The sequence below is a fragment of the Chryseobacterium sp. KLBC 52 genome (assembly GCF_003347605.1).
In the GTDB taxonomy this organism is placed as follows: Bacteria; Bacteroidota; Bacteroidia; order Flavobacteriales; family Weeksellaceae; genus Chryseobacterium.
The window spans coordinates 290,402-309,943 of sequence record NZ_QDFZ01000002.1 but is presented as its reverse complement, the minus strand read 5'-3'; the positions used below and the strand labels follow the sequence as shown (position 1 = coordinate 309,943).

The window sequence follows — 19,542 nt, the reverse complement described above, 5'->3', positions numbered from 1 at the left end:
CTTATTTAGTTCTTTAGGAGTTGATAAATTCTCGGTTAATTATCTATTTTAAAAGGATAATTAATGGAAATTGCACAAGCAGCCCTTACTTATTCTGGCAGTATGTTTTATTCTTGGAATTCTTTTTCAGGATAAAATACCATTGGGAGAATCTTTGATTGATGGGGTTGCTGTAACTTGTTTAATTCTGCTTGTTTTAATCTGCTTTCATTCTTATCTTCTGCATAAAATCAAAACAGTTTTCCTGATGTTTCTGTTGTTTGGAGGGGGAATTGTTCTTCATTTCTATAACACTTCTTCACCAGTTGGTAAGCTTCTGATGAAGAAGCATGAAACGGTTTCATTTAAGATCTCTCAGAAATTAAATTCCTCTGAAAAATATAGAAAATATGAAGGAATAGCCCGGAAAGACAGTACAACTTTCAATGCAATTTTTTATGTTCCAAAAAATGAGGAGGCGCTGGATTTTATTCACTACTACAAAGCTGATGCTTATATTACGCAACCTAAGGCACCACCATATGATTTTCAGTTTAATTATGCACAATATCTAAACAGGAAGCATATCCGTTACCAGATCTATATTTCAGAAGGAATGGTATCTGCGCAAAGGAACGACTTAACATGGGCAGATTGGCTTAAACAATACAGGCTCGATGTTCTTAACAGAATTGATGAAACAGGAATTTCAGGAAAAACTAAAGAATTTTTAAAAGGTATTATTCTGGCGGACAGGACAGAGATTGATGCAGGTACTGTCAGAGATTTCAATAGATCAGGGCTGGTTCATTTCCTGGCTATTTCCGGAACTCATATTGTGGTTATTTTTGGAATGTTCTACTTTTTTCTCATCCGGTTTGCTCCTTTACAATTCAGAAAATATGCGGTTATTTTCAGTTTGGTTTTTATCTGGTTGTTCGCTGCTTTCATTGGATTTGGTAATTCAGTCTTGCGGTCCTGCATCATGTTGAGTGTTTATTTCATCTTTGTTTTGCTTCAGCGAAAGCCGGATCTGCTTCACTCACTGGCCTTATCTGCTTTTTTTATTTTATTAGGAGATACCCAGCAGCTTTTTGATGTAGGTTTTCAGCTTAGCTTTTTGGCTGTTTTGGGGATTTACTGGCTGAATCAGCCTCTGTTGAAATACTTCCCAAAACAGGATAATTATATTAAAAAACTTCTGTTTAATACGATTACAATATCTTTGTCTGCACAGCTGGCAACGCTACCTCTGGTGTTGTACTATTTTCATCAGTTTTCATTGATATCAATCATTGCCAATTTTGTGATCGTGCCTTTTTCTGAGATCATTATTATTTTCTCCTTTCTAATAACGGTTCTTATTTCTTTTGGGATTGATTTTGAACTTATAAATGGTATGTATGACGGGATTATTGAGTTTTTACTGAAGGTAATTCATTGGTTTGCTGAGGTGGATGTGCTGTTCTTTGAAAATATCCCAATGAATGAGATAGAAGTGATGTCAGTATCCCTGTTTGTCTATTTACTGAGAGCAGCCATACTGAAATTTAATGTGAAAAATGCGATGAGATTAATAATGACAGCCTTACTATTTCTCATGATAAGAAGCGGAATTACGGCTTTTGAAAATCGGAAGGAAGAGATATTGGTTCATCAATTCAACAGAAACAAAATTTTTTCAGTGAAAAATGGGGCCAGAGTCTGTTTCTGGATTTCGGATATGAAAAATAAGACGAAGATTTTACAGTATTTAGTCAACCCTTATTGTGCCTCCAGACGGGTAGATCATTTTGAGATAAAAACCTTGTCACCTACCATTCAAAAAGTAGTTTTCAGGAATAAGATTTATGATCTCAAATGATGGTTCTGAATTTAGCCATTTTCCTGTATTTATAATGGGTGAAAATCTTATTTAGAAAGATTACAAACTGTCTATTTGTGAGATTTCTCACTTTTCGATATTGTTAAACTTTCTTAATTTTGTGGAAATTCAAATTTAAACTTATATGGCAGGTTTAACGAGTTCTACGATAGGTAGAAAATACGCTATGGCATTATCAGCTATGTTTTTGCTGATTTTTCTTATACTGCATTTGACAACCAATTTGTTATCAGTTCTAAATAAAGATGCATTCAATACAGCATCTGACTTTATGGGCTATAATCCTTTTGTGCAGTTCTTAATGCAGCCTATTCTTGGTTTTGCAGTAATTTTCCATTTTGTAATGGGATTTGTGCTTGAGATCAAGAATAATAAAGCGCGTCCGGTAAAGTATGCAGCTAACAACGCATCAGTGAATTCTTCATGGATGTCCAGAAATATGATTATTTCAGGAGCTGTTATTTTAGCTTTCTTGGCGCTTCACTTATATGATTTCTGGCTACACGAAATTAATTACAAGTATGTAGAAGGATTAACTCCTGATGCAGAACGTTTCTGGCCGGAACTTCATGAAAAGTTTGCTGACCTTTGGAGAGTAGCTTTGTATGTAATCTCTTTTGTTCTACTGGGATTACACCTAGCGCACGGATTCCAGTCTTCATTCCAGTCTATCGGTGCAAGACATCCAAAATATACGCCGGTGATCAAAGCTTTCGGGACATGGTATTCAATCCTTATCCCTGCAGGATTTATCATCGTTGCAGTTTTCCATTTTATAACTCAATAATATCAATATACTAGTATGAGTAAATTAGATTCAAGAATTCCAGCGGGTCCTCTTAAAGACAAGTGGAAAAATCATAAAGACCATATGAACCTTGTTGCACCAAACAACAGAGATAAGATTGATATTATTGTTGTAGGTACAGGTTTGGCAGGAGGTTCTGCTGCAGCTACATTGGCTGAGCAAGGATATAACGTAAAAGCGTTCTGCTACCAGGATTCTCCAAGAAGAGCACACTCTATTGCAGCTCAGGGAGGGATCAACGCAGCTAAAAATTACCAGGGAGACGGTGACTCTACTTACAGATTATTCTATGATACCATCAAAGGTGGTGACTATAGAGCAAGAGAGGCCAACGTTTACAGATTAGCTGAAGTTTCTGCAAACATTATTGACCAGTGTGTTTCCCAGGGGGTACCTTTCGGGAGAGATTACGGCGGTCAGCTGGATAACCGTTCATTTGGTGGGGTTCAGGTAAAAAGAACTTTCTACGCAAAAGGACAAACAGGACAGCAGCTATTATTAGGTGCTTATTCTTCAATGAGCCGTCAGATCGGTAAAGGAAGAATCAAAATGTACAACCGTCATGAGATGTTAGATCTTGTTATTGTTGATGGAAAAGCAAGAGGGATTATCGCAAGAAACCTTGTAACAGGTGAAATTGAAAGACATTCTGCTCACGCTGTAGTAATTGCTTCAGGAGGATACGGAAACGTATATTTCCTTTCTACCAATGCCATGGGATCCAACGTTTCTGCTGCATGGAAAATTCACAAAAAAGGAGCTTACTTCGCAAACCCTTGCTACGTACAGATTCACCCGACTTGTATTCCTGTTCACGGAACACAGCAGTCTAAACTGACTTTGATGTCTGAATCATTAAGAAACTCAGGAAGAATCTGGGTTCCTAAGAAAATTGAAGATTCAGTAGCCATCAGAGAAGGTAAATTAAGACCTGAAAATATTAAAGAAGAAGATAGAGATTATTATTTGGAAAGAAGATACCCTGCATTCGGTAACCTTGTACCTAGAGACGTTGCTTCCAGAGCTGCTAAGGAAAGATGTGATGCTGGATTCGGAATTGAAAATAATGATACTCAGGAAGGTGTTTACCTTGATTTCTCTACAGAGATCATGAAAAAAGGTAAAGAAGCCGCTATCGAAAAACATATTCATAATCCTACAGATCAGCAGATCTACGATTTAGGTAAGAGCTGGGTAGAGGAGAAATACGGTAACTTATTCGTAATGTACGAAAAAATTACTGCTGATGATCCTTACAAAACTCCAATGAAAATCTATCCTGCAGTTCACTATACAATGGGTGGTGTATGGGTTGATTATAACCTTCAGTCTACAATCCCGGGTTGTTTCGTAATCGGTGAAGCTAACTTCTCTGATCACGGTGCAAACAGATTGGGTGCTTCTGCATTGATGCAGGGTCTTGCTGACGGATATTTCGTACTTCCTTACACGATTGCAGATTACCTTTCTGCAGATATCAGAACAGGAGCTATTCCTACAAACTCAGGAGCGTTTGACGAAGCTGAAAAAGGAATTAAAGATAAAATTGATTTCTTCTTAAACAATAAAGGAACTCACTCTGTAGATTATTTCCACAAACAGTTAGGAAACATTATGTGGAATAAAGTTGGAATGGGAAGAACTCCTGAAGGATTAAGAGAAGCAATCAAAGAAATTGAAGAAGTAAGAAACGATTTCTGGAAAAACGTAAAAGTACCAGGAGAAGGAGAAGGGATGAACACTGAGCTTGAAAAAGCATTCAGAGTAGCAGACTTCCTTGAACTTGGACAATTAATGGCTATCGATGCACTACACAGAAATGAATCTTGTGGTGGACATTTCCGTGAAGACCATTCAACTCCGGATGGAGAAGCGGAAAGAGATGACGTAAACTACAAATACGTCGGAGCTTGGGAATATCAAGGAAACGATATCAATGCAGAAGTGTTGCATAAAGAAGAATTGATATACGACAACATCGAGGTTAAAACTAGAAGTTATAAATAATCTCCAACCTATAAATATAACATTATGAGTGCAAAAAAAGGCTTACATCTTACGCTGAAAATTTGGAGACAAAAAAATAGTAAAACTAAAGGTCAGTTTGAGACCTATAAAATATCAGATGTATCTACAGATTCTTCATTTTTGGAGATGTTGGATATTCTGAACGAAAACTTAATTAACGAAGGAAAAGAACCTATCGCTTTCGACCACGACTGTCGTGAAGGAATCTGTGGTATGTGTTCTCTTTACATCAATGGTAGAGCTCACGGACCTGATACTGGTATTACAACTTGTCAGCTTCACATGAGAATGTTCAAAGATGGTGAGACGATCGTTATTGAACCTTGGAGAAGTGCTGCTTTCCCTGTAATCAAAGATTTGATGGTGGACAGAAGCGCATTCGACAGAGTAATGGCAGCAGGAGGATTCATTTCTGTGAACACTTCTGGTAATACGTTGGATGCTAACGCTATTCCTGTGCCGAAAGAAGATGCAGATAAAGCAATGGATGCTGCAGCTTGTATCGGATGTGGAGCGTGTGTAGCTACATGTAAAAACGGATCTGCAATGTTATTCGTTGGAGCAAAAGTTTCTCAGTATGCATTACTTCCACAAGGTAGAGTAGAAGCTAAGAGAAGAGTTCTGAACATGGTGAAGGCTATGGACGAAGAAGGATTCGGAAACTGTTCAAATACCGGAGCATGTGAGGTAGAATGCCCTAAAGGTATTTCTCTTGAAAACATCGCAAGAATGAACAGAGAGTACATGGCTGCTCTTGCAGATCAAGGATAGAATTGATTCAAATACATAAAAAATCGCCTTCATTTTTGGAGGCGATTTTTTTATGAAAAAGATGATCCTGTTAAAGTTTGTTAACTTATTGATTGATCTTCGTTATTCTTTATTTATTAAGTATATATTTGGGAGGTAATTGAATCGTTTTCTGAAAAAACTTTCAAATACTTTTTACCTTCAAAAAGATAGCCCTCAATAATTGGAATATCCCTTTTGAATGGTAATAATAAAATTTTTAAAAAAAATTATCAGAGTGAATTAACAAGCCCTAAAAAGCGTATTTTTGTGTAATATTAAAAATTGAAATGAAAAAATATCTTTTATTGTTTATCATCACATTCTTTGTGATGTCTTGTTCAAAAAAAGTAGAAGTAAAAGGAAAAATTACCGGAAGCTCACCATTAGAAAGAATTGAATTTGTAGAAGCTTCAGGAGTAGGAACCCTGCCTTTAATTAATATAGGTCTGGATAAAGACGGAAACTTTTCAGGAAATTTTGACGCTCCTAAAGATGGAATGTACGTAATCAATTACGCTGGCAGACAAAGCCTGATCTATCTTGAAGGTGGACAAAAAGTAAATATCTCAGGAAACGGAGCTACTTTCCCAAATGAATATGTGATTACCGGAGATGCTAAAAAAAATAATGACTTCCTTACAGCAAGTATGAAATTCTTGGCAGACTATGGTAGCAAAGTAAATTTACCGGTATTAATGGGTGGAGACGAAGCTGCATTTTTGAAAGGAATGCATAAAATTGAAGCAGATATTAATAAGAATGTGGATGATCTTGCCAAGAAAAATAATCCAAGCAAAGGACTTTTAGAGTGGAAGAAAAACGATGTGAAAGTAACCATTCTTAACTTGCTTGCCAACTATGAAATGTCTCATGGCCAGATGTCCGGAAACCCTTCTTACAAATCTTCTAAGGCTTTCAAAGATTACGAAACTCAGTTAGAAACAGACAAAGATGGAATGGTAAAAACAATTCCTCTTTACAGACAATATCTTCTTGTAAAAATGACTCCGGATTTCCAGAAGTATGCGGAAGCAAACAGCAAAGGAAAAACTGGGATTACAACTTCTGAGATGTTCGCTCAGTATTTAAAAACAAAAAAAGATTTATCTCAAACTGCAAAAGATTATCTACTTGCATTTGTAATGGCTCAGGCGGATATTCATCCAACAACTCCTGCAGCCAATATTGACAAGATTAAAAAGATCATCGATACAGATATTAAAGATGCTACGATTAAAAGTGACCTTTTAAAAATGCAGGTTGCTATTACAGGACTTAAAATCGGAGAAGCAGCTCCAGAAGCAGCGTTAGCAAAACAAGACGGAAAAGCATATCAACTTTCTGAAAACAAAGGAAAACCTTATATGTTATTCTTTTATGCTTCATGGAATCCTTACATTAGCGAAGCTACTGTACCTGTATTAAAAGAAGTGGTAAACTTTTATAAGTCGAAAATGAATTTTGTTTTTGTAAACGTAGACGATACAAAAGATCAATTCATTAAAACAAGCAATTCTTTATTAAAAGGAATTCAGGGAGTAAATGTTTATGGAGAAGGAGGACTGAACTCTGATATTGCTAAGAAATACGGAGTATATGGTTTCAAATTACCTTGCTTTGTCATTATTGATAAAGATGGTAAAATTGCCAGCAGATCTTTCGTAAACCTTGGTGAGCAGGAATTGGTGACTATTTTGGATAAACAAACAGGTCTTTCAGCACCGAAGGTAGATCCAAATGCACAAATGCAGCCACAATTACAGCTTGATCCATCTGCAATGCAGCAAGCTCCACAGCCAGCAAATCCACAGCCGGCTCCAACAAAATAATAAACTTTAACACAGTATAGAAACCTTATCTTCGGATAAGGTTTTTTTTATTGTATTTTTGCAAACTGGAATGTAAAAGTTCCCATTAGGAAAATAGAAAATTTTAGAATGAGTAGGAAGAAAAAAAGAGATCTGACTCTTGAAAATATAAAATTGTTGACTGCCGGAGCAAAAGGCGTGGCAATAGGAAAAACAGAAGAAGGTAAAACGGTAATGGTAACAGGCGCAATTCCTGGTGATATTGTGAATGTGAGAGTGAAAAAAGCAAAGTCGAAATATTATGAAGGCGAAGCAATTGAAGTACTTGAAAAATCACCGTACAGAGTTGAGCCTAAATGTATTCATTTCGGTACTTGCGGAGGATGCAAGTGGCAGAACATGAGCTATGAAAAACAGCTTGATTTTAAACAGGAAGAAGTCTATAACAATATCAAAAGAATCGGAGGAATTGATGAGTTTGAAACCGTGCCAATTCTAGGATCTGAAGAACAATATTTTTATAGAAATAAAATGGAGTTTTCATTCTCCAATGCAAGATGGCTTACTCAGTACGAAATCAGTTCTGAAGAAAATTTCGGGAGCAAAGATGCTTTAGGTTTTCATATTCCCGGCATGTGGAGCAAAATTCTTGACTTGAAAGAATGTTTCCTTCAGGAAGACCCTTCCAATGCTATTAGACTGGCTGTAAAAGAATATGGAGTTAATAATGGTTTGGATTTCTTTGACGTAAGAAATCAGGAAGGTTTCTTAAGAACCTTAATGATGAGACAGAACTCTCATGGAGAATGGATGGTTCTTTTCCAGCTTTACAGAGAAGAAAAAGAAAACAGAGAGAAGCTTTTTGAATTCTTATTAGAAAAGTTCCCGCAGATTAAAACATTGGTATATGCCATCAATCCTAAGCAGAATGACTCTATCTATGATTTAAACATCAATGTATACTTCGGAGAAGGGTACCTTATGGAAGAAATGGATGGGCTGAAGTTTAAGATCGGACCGAAATCATTCTTCCAGACCAATTATAAACAAGCGTTGGAACTATACAGAAAAACACTGGAGTTTGCAGATCTGAAAGGTGATGAAGTAGTATATGACCTTTATACAGGAACAGGAACAATTGCTCAGTATGTTGCAAGAAATGCAAAGCAGGTAATCGGAATAGAATCTGTACAGGAAGCCATAGATGCGGCAATAGAACATGCTGCATTGAACGGCTTAACAAATACAACATTCTATTGTGGAGATATGAAAGATATCTTTAATGATGAATTCATGGCCAATCATCCTAAAGCAGATGTATTGATCACAGATCCACCAAGAGACGGAATGCATCAGAAGGTTGTAGAACAGATTCTTAAGCTTTCACCGGAAAAAGTAGTTTATGTAAGCTGTAACTCTGCTACACAGGCAAGAGATCTTGCTTTAATGAAAGAACATTACACTTTGGTGAAGATCTTACCGGTAGATATGTTCCCGCAGACACACCATGTAGAAAACATTGCATTACTGATTAAAAAATAAATTTATTTAAATTTGAATTTCAAATCTTAATATGAAGTACTTTAAATTTCTTATAGCGATCTGCTTTTTAGGAATGCTTGTTTCCTGTGGGGGTGACGATGATATTTGTGAAAGCGGAGAAGGAACTCCCAGAATGAAGGTGGCCTACAGAGATATGGACAGTGGAAAAGAGACTACTCTGGACTCTCTCTATGTTGCAGTAGATTATGGTGCAGGAAAGGTAGATTTGGGAGTAGCTGTAAAGACTGATTCCAGGTTAATTCCTCTACGGGTAGATAACTCTCCTTATACAGACGTTTATTTTAAACTTACCAAAAAGGGGACGGAATCTAAAGTAAGAATTAATTATACTACAAAATCGACCTATGTATCTCCGGGATGCGGAATCAAAAAGTATTACGAGAATTTAACTTCAGAATTAGTAACTCCTAACCCGGTGCTGAAAGTGGAGGCCGGACAAAATCAAATAGAGAATGAAGACAAGACTAATCTTTACCTTTCTTTTTAGTTTATTTGGAATAATAAGCTGGGCACAAGACAAAAAAAAGGAAGCAGAAAAGAAGGTTCACGAAAAATATGAACCTAATTTTATGGTTGGCCTTGATGTATTGAATACAGGAGCCGGATTTTTTTCGGATAGAAAGCTGTATCAGGGATTTATTTCCTCAAAGATCAAAGGAAGTATTCATGCTATTGCGGAAGCCGGTTTTGAGAAAAACGTATATCAGAAGAATGGCTACGATGCTAAGGCAAGCGGTCCTTTCGTTAAGTTGGGAGCATTCTATATGCTTGCAAAAGATGCGGAAAATGAATTCAACGGATTTTATGCCGGAGGAAAAGTGGCTGGATCATTTTATAATCAGGAGTATATGGCTGTTCCCGTTCGTGGATTTGGGGGAAGTAACTCCTCTGAAGCATTTCCTTCATCCTCACAGTCTTCTTTTTGGCTGGAAGGAACTATAGGAGGAAGAGTGCAGCTATTCAGCTCTAATTTTTATATTGATGTGAATCTTCAGCCAAGATATATGGTATACACTTCCAAGCAGGATGACATCTCTCCGATGATAGTTCCCGGGTTTGGAAAAAGTTCCTCAAAGTTTAATATGGGATTTGCATGGAATATAGCTTATAAGTTTTAGAAATAACAGCTCTTACCGTTTAAAATATAAAAACCACAAACTTTAATTATTCTAAAGTTTGTGGTTTTTTTAATGAATGCTACTTATAATTTTTAGAAATGATAATCATTAACTTTTACAATATATAAAATACAAACTTAATCTTGTTGTTCGCTTTGAATTTTTTTTAATGATTGTGCTAGTTGTATGTATAATATTAAAAAATATTAAGTTATTTTATTTGTTTGAGTCGTAAAATGGTTATATTTGGCGGAAATTATAATTGTGTTTTAATTTATGAAAAGAGTATTTACTGCTTTAATGTTAACTTGTATAGGAGGGGCAGTGTTCGGCCAATGGACACCCACTTCTCTTAAAAAAGGAGACGATAACAAAAGAAGTACAGGATTTAGAGTAGATCAATCTAATGTAAGAAGTAACGGGTACTATAAACTGGACCTGAACTTACTGAGATCTCAGCTGAAGAATGCACAGGAAATGGGAACAAATTCCACTCCTGTAGTAATTTCTCTTCCTACAATGAGTGGGAAGATTGAAAGGTTTAATGTATACAGTTTTCCAGTAGTTGTAAAAGAACTGGCAGACAAGTATGAATTAGGATCTTATGTTGGAACAAGTGTAGATGACCCTACCAAATACTTAAGATTCAGTATCGCTCCTAATGATTTTCAGTCAATGATTATCCATGGAGATAAATATGAATTTATTGATCCTGCTTCAGCAGACAAAACAGTGTATGCTGTTCATCCTAAAACAAAAAAGGATAAAAACGGTTTCTTGTGTTCTACAGAAGAATCTCCTGCTGCTAAGAAGGAAATAGATGCTCTATTAAAAAACGGACAGTCGTTCACTAATCAGCCAACAACTTTTAACAAAAGTTCTGATAAAAAATACAGAACAATGAGACTGGCAATGTCTGTTACGGGTGAGTACACGCAATACTTTATGGGACTTGCTGGTGTACCTGCTACTGCCACGGATGATCAGAAAAGAGCTCCTGCAATTGTTGCTATCAATAATACTCTAACCAGAGTAAATGGGGTTTTTGAAAAAGACTTTGCATTGCATTTGAATTTACAGAACTTTCCTAATGTAATTTATATTGATCCTGCTACTGATCCATATTCTGCTGCTGCAACCGGAGCGGGTGGAGCTTGGAATACACAACTGCAAACGGCTTTGACAAATAATGTAGGAAATACCAACTATGATATCGGACACTTATTCGGTAAATCAGGAGGTGGAGGAAACGCCGGATGTATCGGATGTGTATGTATTAATCCTACAACTTCAGTTCCTAAAGGAAAAGGTTCAGGGTTTACTTCTCCTGCAAATGGAATTCCATCAGGGGATAGCTTCGATATCGACTATGTAGCTCATGAGATGGGACACCAGTTAGGAGCTAACCATACTTTCTCTCATAATCTTGAAGGAAGTGGAGTAAATATGGAACCTGGTTCAGGAACTACTATTATGGGATATGCTGGTATTACCGGTCCTGATACAGATGTTCAGCAAAACTCTGATCCTTATTTCCATAAAGCAAGTATCGGTCAGGTACAGGCGAACTTAATTGCAAAAACTTGTGACGTAGAAACTACCATTACCAATAACCCACCGGTAATTGCTGATCTGCCAACATATACTATACCAAAAGGTACTGCTTTTGCCTTGACAGGTAGTGCTACAGATCCTGAAAATGACCCAATGACTTATTCTTGGGAAGAGGTAGATGATGCTTTAGTTTCTATTGATAAATATAACTTAGGAAATACAACATCAGGAGCTTCATTCAGATCTGCTGCTCCAAACGCAAGCCCAACAAGATATTTCCCGAAATTTACGTCTGTAATGAACGGAGTATTAAATAATGCAAACAATACCTGGGAAGCAGTATCTACTACGGCAAGAACTACAAATTTTGCATTAACGGTAAGAGATAATAATTCCAATGTAGCTGAACAGCAATCTGCTTTTAAAGTTCAGACTATTGTTGTAGGAGATAATGGCCCATTCAGATTAGCGAACCAATATGCTGATGTAAATACGCCAACTCCGGTTCAATGGATTGTTGCCAATACCAATGCAGCTCCTTATAATGTTGCTAATGTAAAAATTGATTATACTACAGATAACGGAACAACCTGGACGGTACTATCTGCGTCAACACCTAACGACGGATCTGAAAACTTTACTTTCCCTTCTTCATTGAACGGTCAGACAATTAAAGTAAGAGTTTCTTCAATAGGAAATGTTTTCTATGCAGTAGGACCTGTAAGTATTGCACCTCTATCTGCTTGTAGCAGTGCTGCACCAACTAACGTTGTTGTAAGTAACATTACGGTGTCTTCAGGAAGTGTATCTTGGATGTCTTATACAGGCGCAACATATAAAGTACGTTACAGAAAAGTAGGTACAACTGTATGGACTGAAGCTGATACAGCAGTTCCTTCAATCAACTTAAGTAATTTAATTGATGGTACTACTTATGAAGTTCAGGTAGCTTTAGTTTGTGGTACTACAGTAGGAACATATTCTGCATCTGTAAACTTCAGTACACCTGCACTTTCTTACTGTGCCGCTGCTTCAACGAGTGCAGACTATGAGTATATTGCCAATGTAACACTTGCGAATGTAAATAACACTTCTGCAAATAGTACATATACAAACTATGCAACAAATACAGCACTTCAGATTAACTTAACAAAAGGGAATGTTTACCCTATGTCTGTTACTGTAGGGAACTCCGGTGGTGCTGATTATGATACTGTAGCTGCATTTATAGACTTTAATAAGGATGGTGTTTTCAGTGATTCAGAAAGAGTATTGAATTATCCTGTAACATTAACGCAGCCATCAACTGTAGTAAGTGGGAACGTTACAATTCCTGCGAATGCAGTAGAAGGACAGCCGTTAAGAATGAGAGTTGTAGCATTCTATGTAGGTGCTGGAACTGGAGGTGGTAACGTTGGTTTATCATTACCTTCAGATTATGTTTGTGATGAACTTTTCGATGGTGAGGTTGAGGATTATAACGTAGTGATTACAGGTAACCTTGCTACTTCTGAAAGTACTGTTAAAAATAATGGTATTCAGATTTATCCAAACCCTGCAACTGATGTTCTGAATATTACTAAAGTTTCAGATAAAGCAACTTATAAGATTTATAGTGCAGCTGGACAATTAGTAGACAGAGGAAATATCAATAATGGAAAGGTTAATGTTTCAGCTTTAGTTAAAGGTGGTTATATTATTACAATAGATGATAAAGGAATTGAACAATTCAAATCTAAATTTATCAAGAAATAAAGATAACCTTTAAATATTAGTAAATCCCCGGGAAGTCCCGGGGATTTCTTTATTTAGAGCATAAGTAATAAATTTGTTATTTTTTTATAAAAAAAACATAAATGTACTTATAAATTAATAATAAAAAATGATTAGATTTGTGTGATTAATATTATAATGAAAACATTATGAAGAAATTCTTTACCTCTTTAATTCTGTTTCTCTGTTTGATTTGCACAGGCTTTGTATCCAAAGTCTCGGCTCAGGCAGGACAGATCGGGACAGGAACGGGTACCTCTGTGTATCTCCCCATACGTTCCTATTATGGGTATAGTTATTCCCAGCAGATCTATACGGCTGCGGAACTTACGACTGCCATTGGTACGTCGAACTATATCACGGCTATAAAGTTTTATTCCACCACCGTTGCAGCCTCTCAGGCTGTATATAAGGATTGGGTGGTATATATGGGAAACACAACCCAGACTAGCTTTACATCCAATACAAACTGGGTTCCGGTAAGTTCTATGACTCAGGTGTTTGACGGAGTTTTACCTAACTTAACGAACGGAAGCTGGGTAACTCTTCAATTGTCTACACCATTTTTATGGAATGGAACAGACAATCTTGTGGTTGCCGTAAATGAAAAAACTCCCGATTATGCATCTTCTCCGGGTACGGCCTGGGGATCATATAATGCAGGAGCAAATAGAGGGATAATCTATTATGAAGATAGTGCAAACCCGGACCCTGCAGCACCGCCTTCTGCAAAAGACAGACTTGCAGATATTCCAAGAATACAGTTGGAAAGCCACCCGCTTGCAGCTTGTTCAACAGCGCCACCTACCAATATTACAGTTTCAAACCTGACAACAACTTCTGCTAATGTAGGATGGTATCTTGCCTCAGGTGCCACTTATGTTGTAAGATACAGACCTGTTTCAGGGGGAGCTTGGACAACAATCAATGTTACGACTCCTATGGTCGCAAACCAGATTATTACCGGATTGACTGAGCAGACTCAATATGAAGTTCAGGTAGCGACTATCTGTGGAGGTACACAGGGAGCATTCTCTTCCAGTGTCAACTTTACAACCCCTGCACTTACTTATTGTACTTCCGGTGCTACAAGTACCTATATTGACGGATATATCAATCAGGTTTCTGTGAATGCACAGGGAGCTCCGTCTATGTACAGCAACTCTGGCCAGAGCGGCTATACAGATTACAGTACAGATCCTGCTAGAGTAGTTACTTTGGTAAGAGGAGGTACAGGTACCGTTTCAGTTTCAAAAGCTTGGCCAGGAACTCAATATAGCTTCTTAACAGGAGTTTGGATTGACTTTAACCGTAATGGTGTTTTTGAAGCAACTGAAAGAGTACTTACTTCACCAAGTAATACAACAACTCCGGTTACCGCTACATTTACAGTACCAACTGCTGCCGGTGGTGCCTACACAGGAAACCTGACGACAAAAATGCGTGTTGTATTAAATGAATACAGCCCTATTAACGCTTGTGGAACTTATTATTATGGTGAAACTGAAGACTATGCAGTAAAACTGATCGATTTGGCAGGATGTTCTACAGCACCGCCATCCAATATCATGGTTAACAACGTAACTCCTTCTTCGGCAAATGTTACTTGGACATCAACTACAGGAGCTACTTATATAGTAAGATACAGGGTTTCTCCTTCCGGAGCATGGCAGCAAATTGCAGTAAATACCCCATTAATCAGTAACCAAATTCTTACCGGATTATTGGAGCAGACTGCTTATGATGTACAGGTAGCTACGGTATGTGGAGGAACAACAGGTGCATTCTCACCAACTATTACCTTTACAACACCTGCTCTTACTTATTGTACTGCAGGCCCTACAAGTAATACTGCAACAAGCGGATATATTAATAATGTAACTGTTACTCCTACGAATACTCCTATTATGATGAGTAATTCCGGATCTGACAATTATAAAGATTATACGGCAGATGCTACAAGAGTAGTAATCTTTGAAAGAGGTTCTGGAAATAATAAAATCTCTGTAAATAAATACTGGCCAGGTTCTTCTTCTTCATATGCAGTTTCAGCCTGGGTAGATTTTAACAGAAACGGAACATTTGAAACCAGTGAAAGAATTCTTAATACTACATACAATACAACTACTCCGGTAACAGCTACTTTCGCAGTACCTACCGTTGCAAGTGGTAATGTTTATACGGGAACCCTTCCTACCCGTATGCGTGTAGTAATGAGATATTTTGATAACGCCAATCCTTGTGGAACATTCACTCAGGGAGAAGTAGAAGATTATGCAGTAAAATTTGTAGATGCTCAGCCTTGTTCAACAGCTGCTCCAACAAATATTACAGTGAATAATATTGGTGCTACTACAGCAACCGTATCGTGGGTTGCAACAACAGGAGCTACTTATAATATCAGATGGAGAGTTTCTCCAAGTGGAGCTTGGCAAACAGCTACAGTTCCTGCTGGTCAGAACTTCTATGGAATAACTGGTCTTACAGAACAGACTAATTATGATGTTCAGGTTTCTACAACTTGTAACGGTTCTACTGGATCTTACTCGTCAACAGTAACATTCACAACACCTCCGTTAACTTACTGTCCAATGACAGGTACCGGTACGAATGACCATATTTCGAATGTAACCATTACCTCTTCGAATCTTGGAGTTCCACCAATGAATAATACTTCAGTACAAACCAACTATATCAGCTATACTACAGCCGAGACTCTTGTTACTTTAGATGTAAATTCTCAGAATAACAAAATCTCTGTTGCAAAAGGATGGACTGGTGCAACGGGTAACGACGCTGTAACAGCGTGGATAGACTTTGACAGAAACGGACAGTTTACAGATGCTGAGAGAATTTTAATATCTCCAGCTAACACAACTACTCCGGTAACAGCTACTTTTGCTGTTCCTTCAAATGCTTACACAGGACCATTGACAACTACAATGAGAGTGGTACTGAAACGTACAAGTGCTCCTACAATGTGTCAGAATGCAGTAGATGGAGAAGTGGAAGACTACAGAGTAAGAATAAGACCTTGTAGCAATGCAACTCCTAACGCTCCAACATTTACTACAACGCATACAACAGCTACAGTAACCATCACAGGAGCAGGAGTGAGCTATGTGGTAAGATACAGAGTTCAGGGAACAACAGCTTGGACGCAAGTATATGCTTCAGCACAATTGGGTAACCTTCCGCTGGTAATCAGTGGATTGACACCAGCTACTACTTATGAAGTAGAGGTAGCAGCAATTTGTGGAGATATCGTTGGAACCGCAACTCCAATCAAGACCTTCACTACCAGATGTGATCCTACACCTCCAAATGTAACTGTAACAAATATTACTCCAACAACGGCATTGATTACGTGGTCTCCGCTTGCGGCAAGTTCTACGTATACAATGAGATGGAGAAAAGTAGGTACTACTACATGGGCTACTATAAGTTTACCGGCAGCTCCTGCAAATACTTATGTATTAGGAAGTGTAACTCCTTTAGAGCCATATACAACTTATGAAGTGCAGATTGCTAACCAGTGTAACGGTGAAACTACATTAAATCCATATTCTAACCCTAAAGTATTTACGACAGAAAGAATATGTCAGATTCCGCCTCCGGGATTAACAATTACTCAATTGCTTCCTACATCAGCGGCTATCCAGTGGGATCCGTTCCCGGGAGCAACGTATGTTCTTAGATATAGAAAAGTGGGTATTCCAAGTTGGACAGAAGTACCATCATTAGTTAATAACCTTGTATTGACTGGTCTTACAGAATTAACAAAATATGAAATGCAGGTAGTAAATATCTGTAATGGTACGCCAGGAAACTATACTCCTCCTTACTACTTTACAACGCCTACAGTAATCTACTGTAAGATGAAGGCTGAAAACTCTACAGGAGAGCATATCTCTAAAGTGACAGTGAAGCCTACAGGTAAGAAAACAATGGAGAACGAATCCGGAGCATCTACTTATACAGATTATACCGGAGTTCCTAAAACATTCATCGAAATGATCCAGGGATCAACCGACAATGAGATCATCATCGAGAAAAAATGGACAGGAACTACTTACAACGAAGGAATTGCAGTTTGGATTGACTTCAACAGAAACGGAGAGTTTGACATCAACGAAAGAGTATTCACTTCTTCACCCAATTCAAACAGCCCTGTTTCAGGTAAATTCAATGTACCTGCAGATGCATTTGTAAGCATGACAGATTACAAGTATGTAGTGATGAGAGTAGCCATGTCTAGAGACGGCATCCCAGTAAACTGTACAGACTTCAAAAACGGAGAAGTAGAGGATTACACGGTAAGAATCTCTAAACCGGTAGTTGCTAATCCAATTGATCAGACAAGTGTGATGATTTATCCTAACCCGGTAAGCTCAGTATTGTTTGTGAAAAATGTTAGCAAAAGAGCTAAATACAAGATCTACAATGCTGCCGGGCAGGTTATTGCTGACGGTATCTTACTAAACAACCAGATCAATGTAAGCAGATTGATTAACGGTGTTTATGTTATTGATATCGATGATAACGGTAATACTACCCAAAAGAAATTTATCAAAGAATAAGTCATTTAAATTTCAAATAGAATAAGCCTCCAGAAATGGAGGCTTATTTTTTATTAAAATATCTCATTGGAATAATCCCTCAGAAATTATTTTTTTGCATAAAAAAACTCGTTAGAAAAGCTTCTAACGAGTTCTTTTTTATTCAATACTGAAAACTATTTTTTCAGTCTGTTCTTTTAGTTCTTCCAGATTGGTATTATTGTAAATGATACAATCTGCTATTTTAATTTTATCCCTTTCAGGCATCTGTTTTTCCATGACAGCTTCTACCTCGCGATAGGTTTTGTTATCCCTGTCCATTACTCTTTTAATTCTGATATTATCCTCAGCAGTTACTAAAAGAGATTTATAACATTGTCTGTTAAGTTTCAATTCAAACAATAAAGCTGTTTCTTTAAAAACTAAATATTTGCTTTGTTTCTTTACCCAGTTTTCAAAATCAATTCTTACAGCGGGGTGGATGATCTCATTCAATTGCTGAAGCAGATCTCTGTTATTAAAAACCTGATCAGCCACAAATTTTCTGTCATACAACCCGTTTTCATCATAAGATTCTTCACCAAGAAGTTCCTTGATTTTTATTTTCAGGTCTTCACTCTCATTGACAATGGCTTTGGCTCTGTCATCGGAATAATAAACCGGAAAACCGAATTCCTCTATAAAGCGTGCTACTGTAGTTTTTCCTGAACCTATTCCTCCTGTTAAACCAATGATCTTGGGTGCTGGTTCCGGCTCTGTCTGTTGTGTTTCTGAATGTAATTCTTCCATGATTAAAAATTAATATCCAAAAACATCATTAAAGCTAAACGTCTCATCAAGTCTCACTCCTTTTTCGGTCATTTTAAGACTTGCCAGCTCGTTGTGGGCATCATGTTCAAAGAATAATAAATATTCGTTGTCTACACACTGCTTCAGGAACTTTGCTTTCTCTTCCATTGTGAGAAGAGGCCTGGTATCATATCCCATCACATACACCGGGTTGATATGTCCTGCTGTAGGAATAAGGTCCGCCGCAAAAACAACAGTTTTTTCCTGATACTGGATAACCGGAAGCATTTGTTTTTCCGTGTGTCCGTCTACGAAGATAACGTCCATTTTAAGATCAGGTGCGAAACCGTAGTTTCCGGTAGTAGGAAGTGGCAAAAAGTTAAGTTGCCCGCTTTCCTGCATTGGCATAATGTTTTCCTTCAGGAAACTTGCTTTCTCTCGTGCATTAGGCTCTGTTGCCCATTGCCAGTGATTTTCATTCGTCCAGAAATTGGCATTTTTAAAGGCAGGCCTGTACCCGGTTTTATCATCATTCCATTCTATCGCTCCACCACAGTGATCGAAGTGAAGGTGAGTAAGGAATACATCCGTAATATCCTCCTTTATAAAGCCGTATTTTTTAAGATTTTTATCAAGAGTATCATCTCCCCAAAGAGAGTAGTGACCGAAGAATTTATCATCCTGTTTGTTACCAAGACCGCAGTCTACCAGGATCAGTTTTTTTCCATCTTCAATAAGCAGAGAACGTGTCCCCAGCTCGATCAGGTTTCTTTCGTCTGCTGGGTTTGTTTTTTCCCACAGACTCTTCGGGACGACTCCGAACATAGCACCGCCGTCCAGTTTAAATTTTCCACATTGTATTGGATATAACTTCATATGTATATTT

General features: G+C 37.5%; 12 protein-coding genes. 10 read left to right on the top strand and 2 right to left on the bottom strand.

From position 1 onward, the window contains the following. The first annotated feature begins 70 nt into the window (after positions 1–70). The 10 genes from DDF69_RS03010 to DDF69_RS02965 all read left to right on the top strand — a co-directional run bounded on the left by DDF69_RS03010 (position 71) and on the right by DDF69_RS02965 (position 17,888). Positions 71–1,843 carry a ComEC/Rec2 family competence protein gene (locus tag DDF69_RS03010; RefSeq protein ID WP_114819467.1) on the top strand — a complete coding sequence of 591 codons (1,773 nt, stop codon included), beginning with the start codon at positions 71–73 and terminating at the stop codon, positions 1,841–1,843. Positions 1,844–1,988: 145 nt separating this feature from the next. Further along, a complete protein-coding gene (locus tag DDF69_RS03005) occupies positions 1,989–2,651 on the top strand; it encodes a succinate dehydrogenase cytochrome b subunit (RefSeq protein WP_034693075.1) in 663 nt (220 codons plus the stop codon). A gap of 15 nt (positions 2,652–2,666) precedes the next feature. Continuing rightward, the gene (locus tag DDF69_RS03000) at positions 2,667–4,679 is read left to right on the top strand and encodes a fumarate reductase/succinate dehydrogenase flavoprotein subunit (RefSeq protein WP_114819466.1); all 2,013 of its coding nucleotides are present in this window, start codon (positions 2,667–2,669) and stop codon (positions 4,677–4,679) included. A gap of 24 nt (positions 4,680–4,703) precedes the next feature. After that, entirely contained in the window at positions 4,704–5,471 is a 768-nt protein-coding gene (locus DDF69_RS02995) for a succinate dehydrogenase/fumarate reductase iron-sulfur subunit (protein ID WP_034693080.1), read from the top strand. A 308-nt stretch (positions 5,472–5,779) separates the two neighbouring features. Continuing rightward, positions 5,780–7,321, top strand: coding sequence for a TlpA family protein disulfide reductase (locus DDF69_RS02990; RefSeq protein ID WP_114819465.1), 1,542 nt, complete (start codon positions 5,780–5,782; stop codon positions 7,319–7,321). Positions 7,322–7,429: 108 nt separating this feature from the next. Further along, a complete protein-coding gene (gene rlmD / locus DDF69_RS02985; protein WP_114819464.1) occupies positions 7,430–8,842 on the top strand; it encodes a 23S rRNA (uracil(1939)-C(5))-methyltransferase RlmD in 1,413 nt (470 codons plus the stop codon). A 31-nt stretch (positions 8,843–8,873) separates the two neighbouring features. Beyond that, a complete protein-coding gene (locus DDF69_RS02980) occupies positions 8,874–9,350 on the top strand; it encodes a DUF6452 family protein (protein ID WP_114819463.1) in 477 nt (158 codons plus the stop codon). Beyond that, entirely contained in the window at positions 9,316–9,981 is a 666-nt protein-coding gene (locus DDF69_RS02975; RefSeq protein ID WP_114819462.1) for a DUF6048 family protein, read from the top strand. The genes DDF69_RS02980 and DDF69_RS02975 overlap by 35 nt, the downstream gene beginning before the upstream one ends. Before the next feature lie 276 nt (positions 9,982–10,257). Next, entirely contained in the window at positions 10,258–13,290 is a 3,033-nt protein-coding gene (locus tag DDF69_RS02970) for a reprolysin-like metallopeptidase (protein ID WP_114819461.1), read from the top strand. A gap of 167 nt (positions 13,291–13,457) precedes the next feature. Further along, the gene (locus tag DDF69_RS02965) at positions 13,458–17,888 is read left to right on the top strand and encodes a GEVED domain-containing protein (RefSeq protein WP_114819460.1); all 4,431 of its coding nucleotides are present in this window, start codon (positions 13,458–13,460) and stop codon (positions 17,886–17,888) included. 138 nt (positions 17,889–18,026) lie between these two features. Here DDF69_RS02965 and coaE read toward each other — a convergent pair whose 3' ends face one another. Both coaE and DDF69_RS02955 read right to left on the bottom strand, forming a co-directional pair. Beyond that, positions 18,027–18,656 (bottom strand): dephospho-CoA kinase, encoded by a 630-nt coding sequence (coaE, locus tag DDF69_RS02960; protein ID WP_114819459.1) that lies wholly within the window; start codon positions 18,654–18,656, stop codon positions 18,027–18,029. A 9-nt stretch (positions 18,657–18,665) separates the two neighbouring features. Next, positions 18,666–19,532: an MBL fold metallo-hydrolase gene (locus DDF69_RS02955; protein ID WP_114819458.1), complete on the bottom strand. Its 867-nt coding sequence runs from the start codon at positions 19,530–19,532 to the stop codon at positions 18,666–18,668. Positions 19,533–19,542: the final 10 nt, after the last annotated feature.

Coding starts and splice junctions, on each gene's coding strand:
- DDF69_RS03005 (WP_034693075.1), top strand. CDS start 1,989: ATGGCAGGTTTAACGAGTTCTACGATAGGTAGAAAATACGCTATGGCA.
- DDF69_RS03000 (WP_114819466.1), top strand. CDS start 2,667: ATGAGTAAATTAGATTCAAGAATTCCAGCGGGTCCTCTTAAAGACAAG.
- DDF69_RS02995 (WP_034693080.1), top strand. CDS start 4,704: ATGAGTGCAAAAAAAGGCTTACATCTTACGCTGAAAATTTGGAGACAA.
- DDF69_RS02990 (WP_114819465.1), top strand. CDS start 5,780: ATGAAAAAATATCTTTTATTGTTTATCATCACATTCTTTGTGATGTCT.
- rlmD (WP_114819464.1), top strand. CDS start 7,430: ATGAGTAGGAAGAAAAAAAGAGATCTGACTCTTGAAAATATAAAATTG.
- DDF69_RS02980 (WP_114819463.1), top strand. CDS start 8,874: ATGAAGTACTTTAAATTTCTTATAGCGATCTGCTTTTTAGGAATGCTT.
- DDF69_RS02975 (WP_114819462.1), top strand. CDS start 9,316: ATGAAGACAAGACTAATCTTTACCTTTCTTTTTAGTTTATTTGGAATA.
- DDF69_RS02970 (WP_114819461.1), top strand. CDS start 10,258: ATGAAAAGAGTATTTACTGCTTTAATGTTAACTTGTATAGGAGGGGCA.
- DDF69_RS02965 (WP_114819460.1), top strand. CDS start 13,458: ATGAAGAAATTCTTTACCTCTTTAATTCTGTTTCTCTGTTTGATTTGC.
- coaE (WP_114819459.1), bottom strand. CDS start 18,656: ATGGAAGAATTACATTCAGAAACACAACAGACAGAGCCGGAACCAGCA.
- DDF69_RS02955 (WP_114819458.1), bottom strand. CDS start 19,532: ATGAAGTTATATCCAATACAATGTGGAAAATTTAAACTGGACGGCGGT.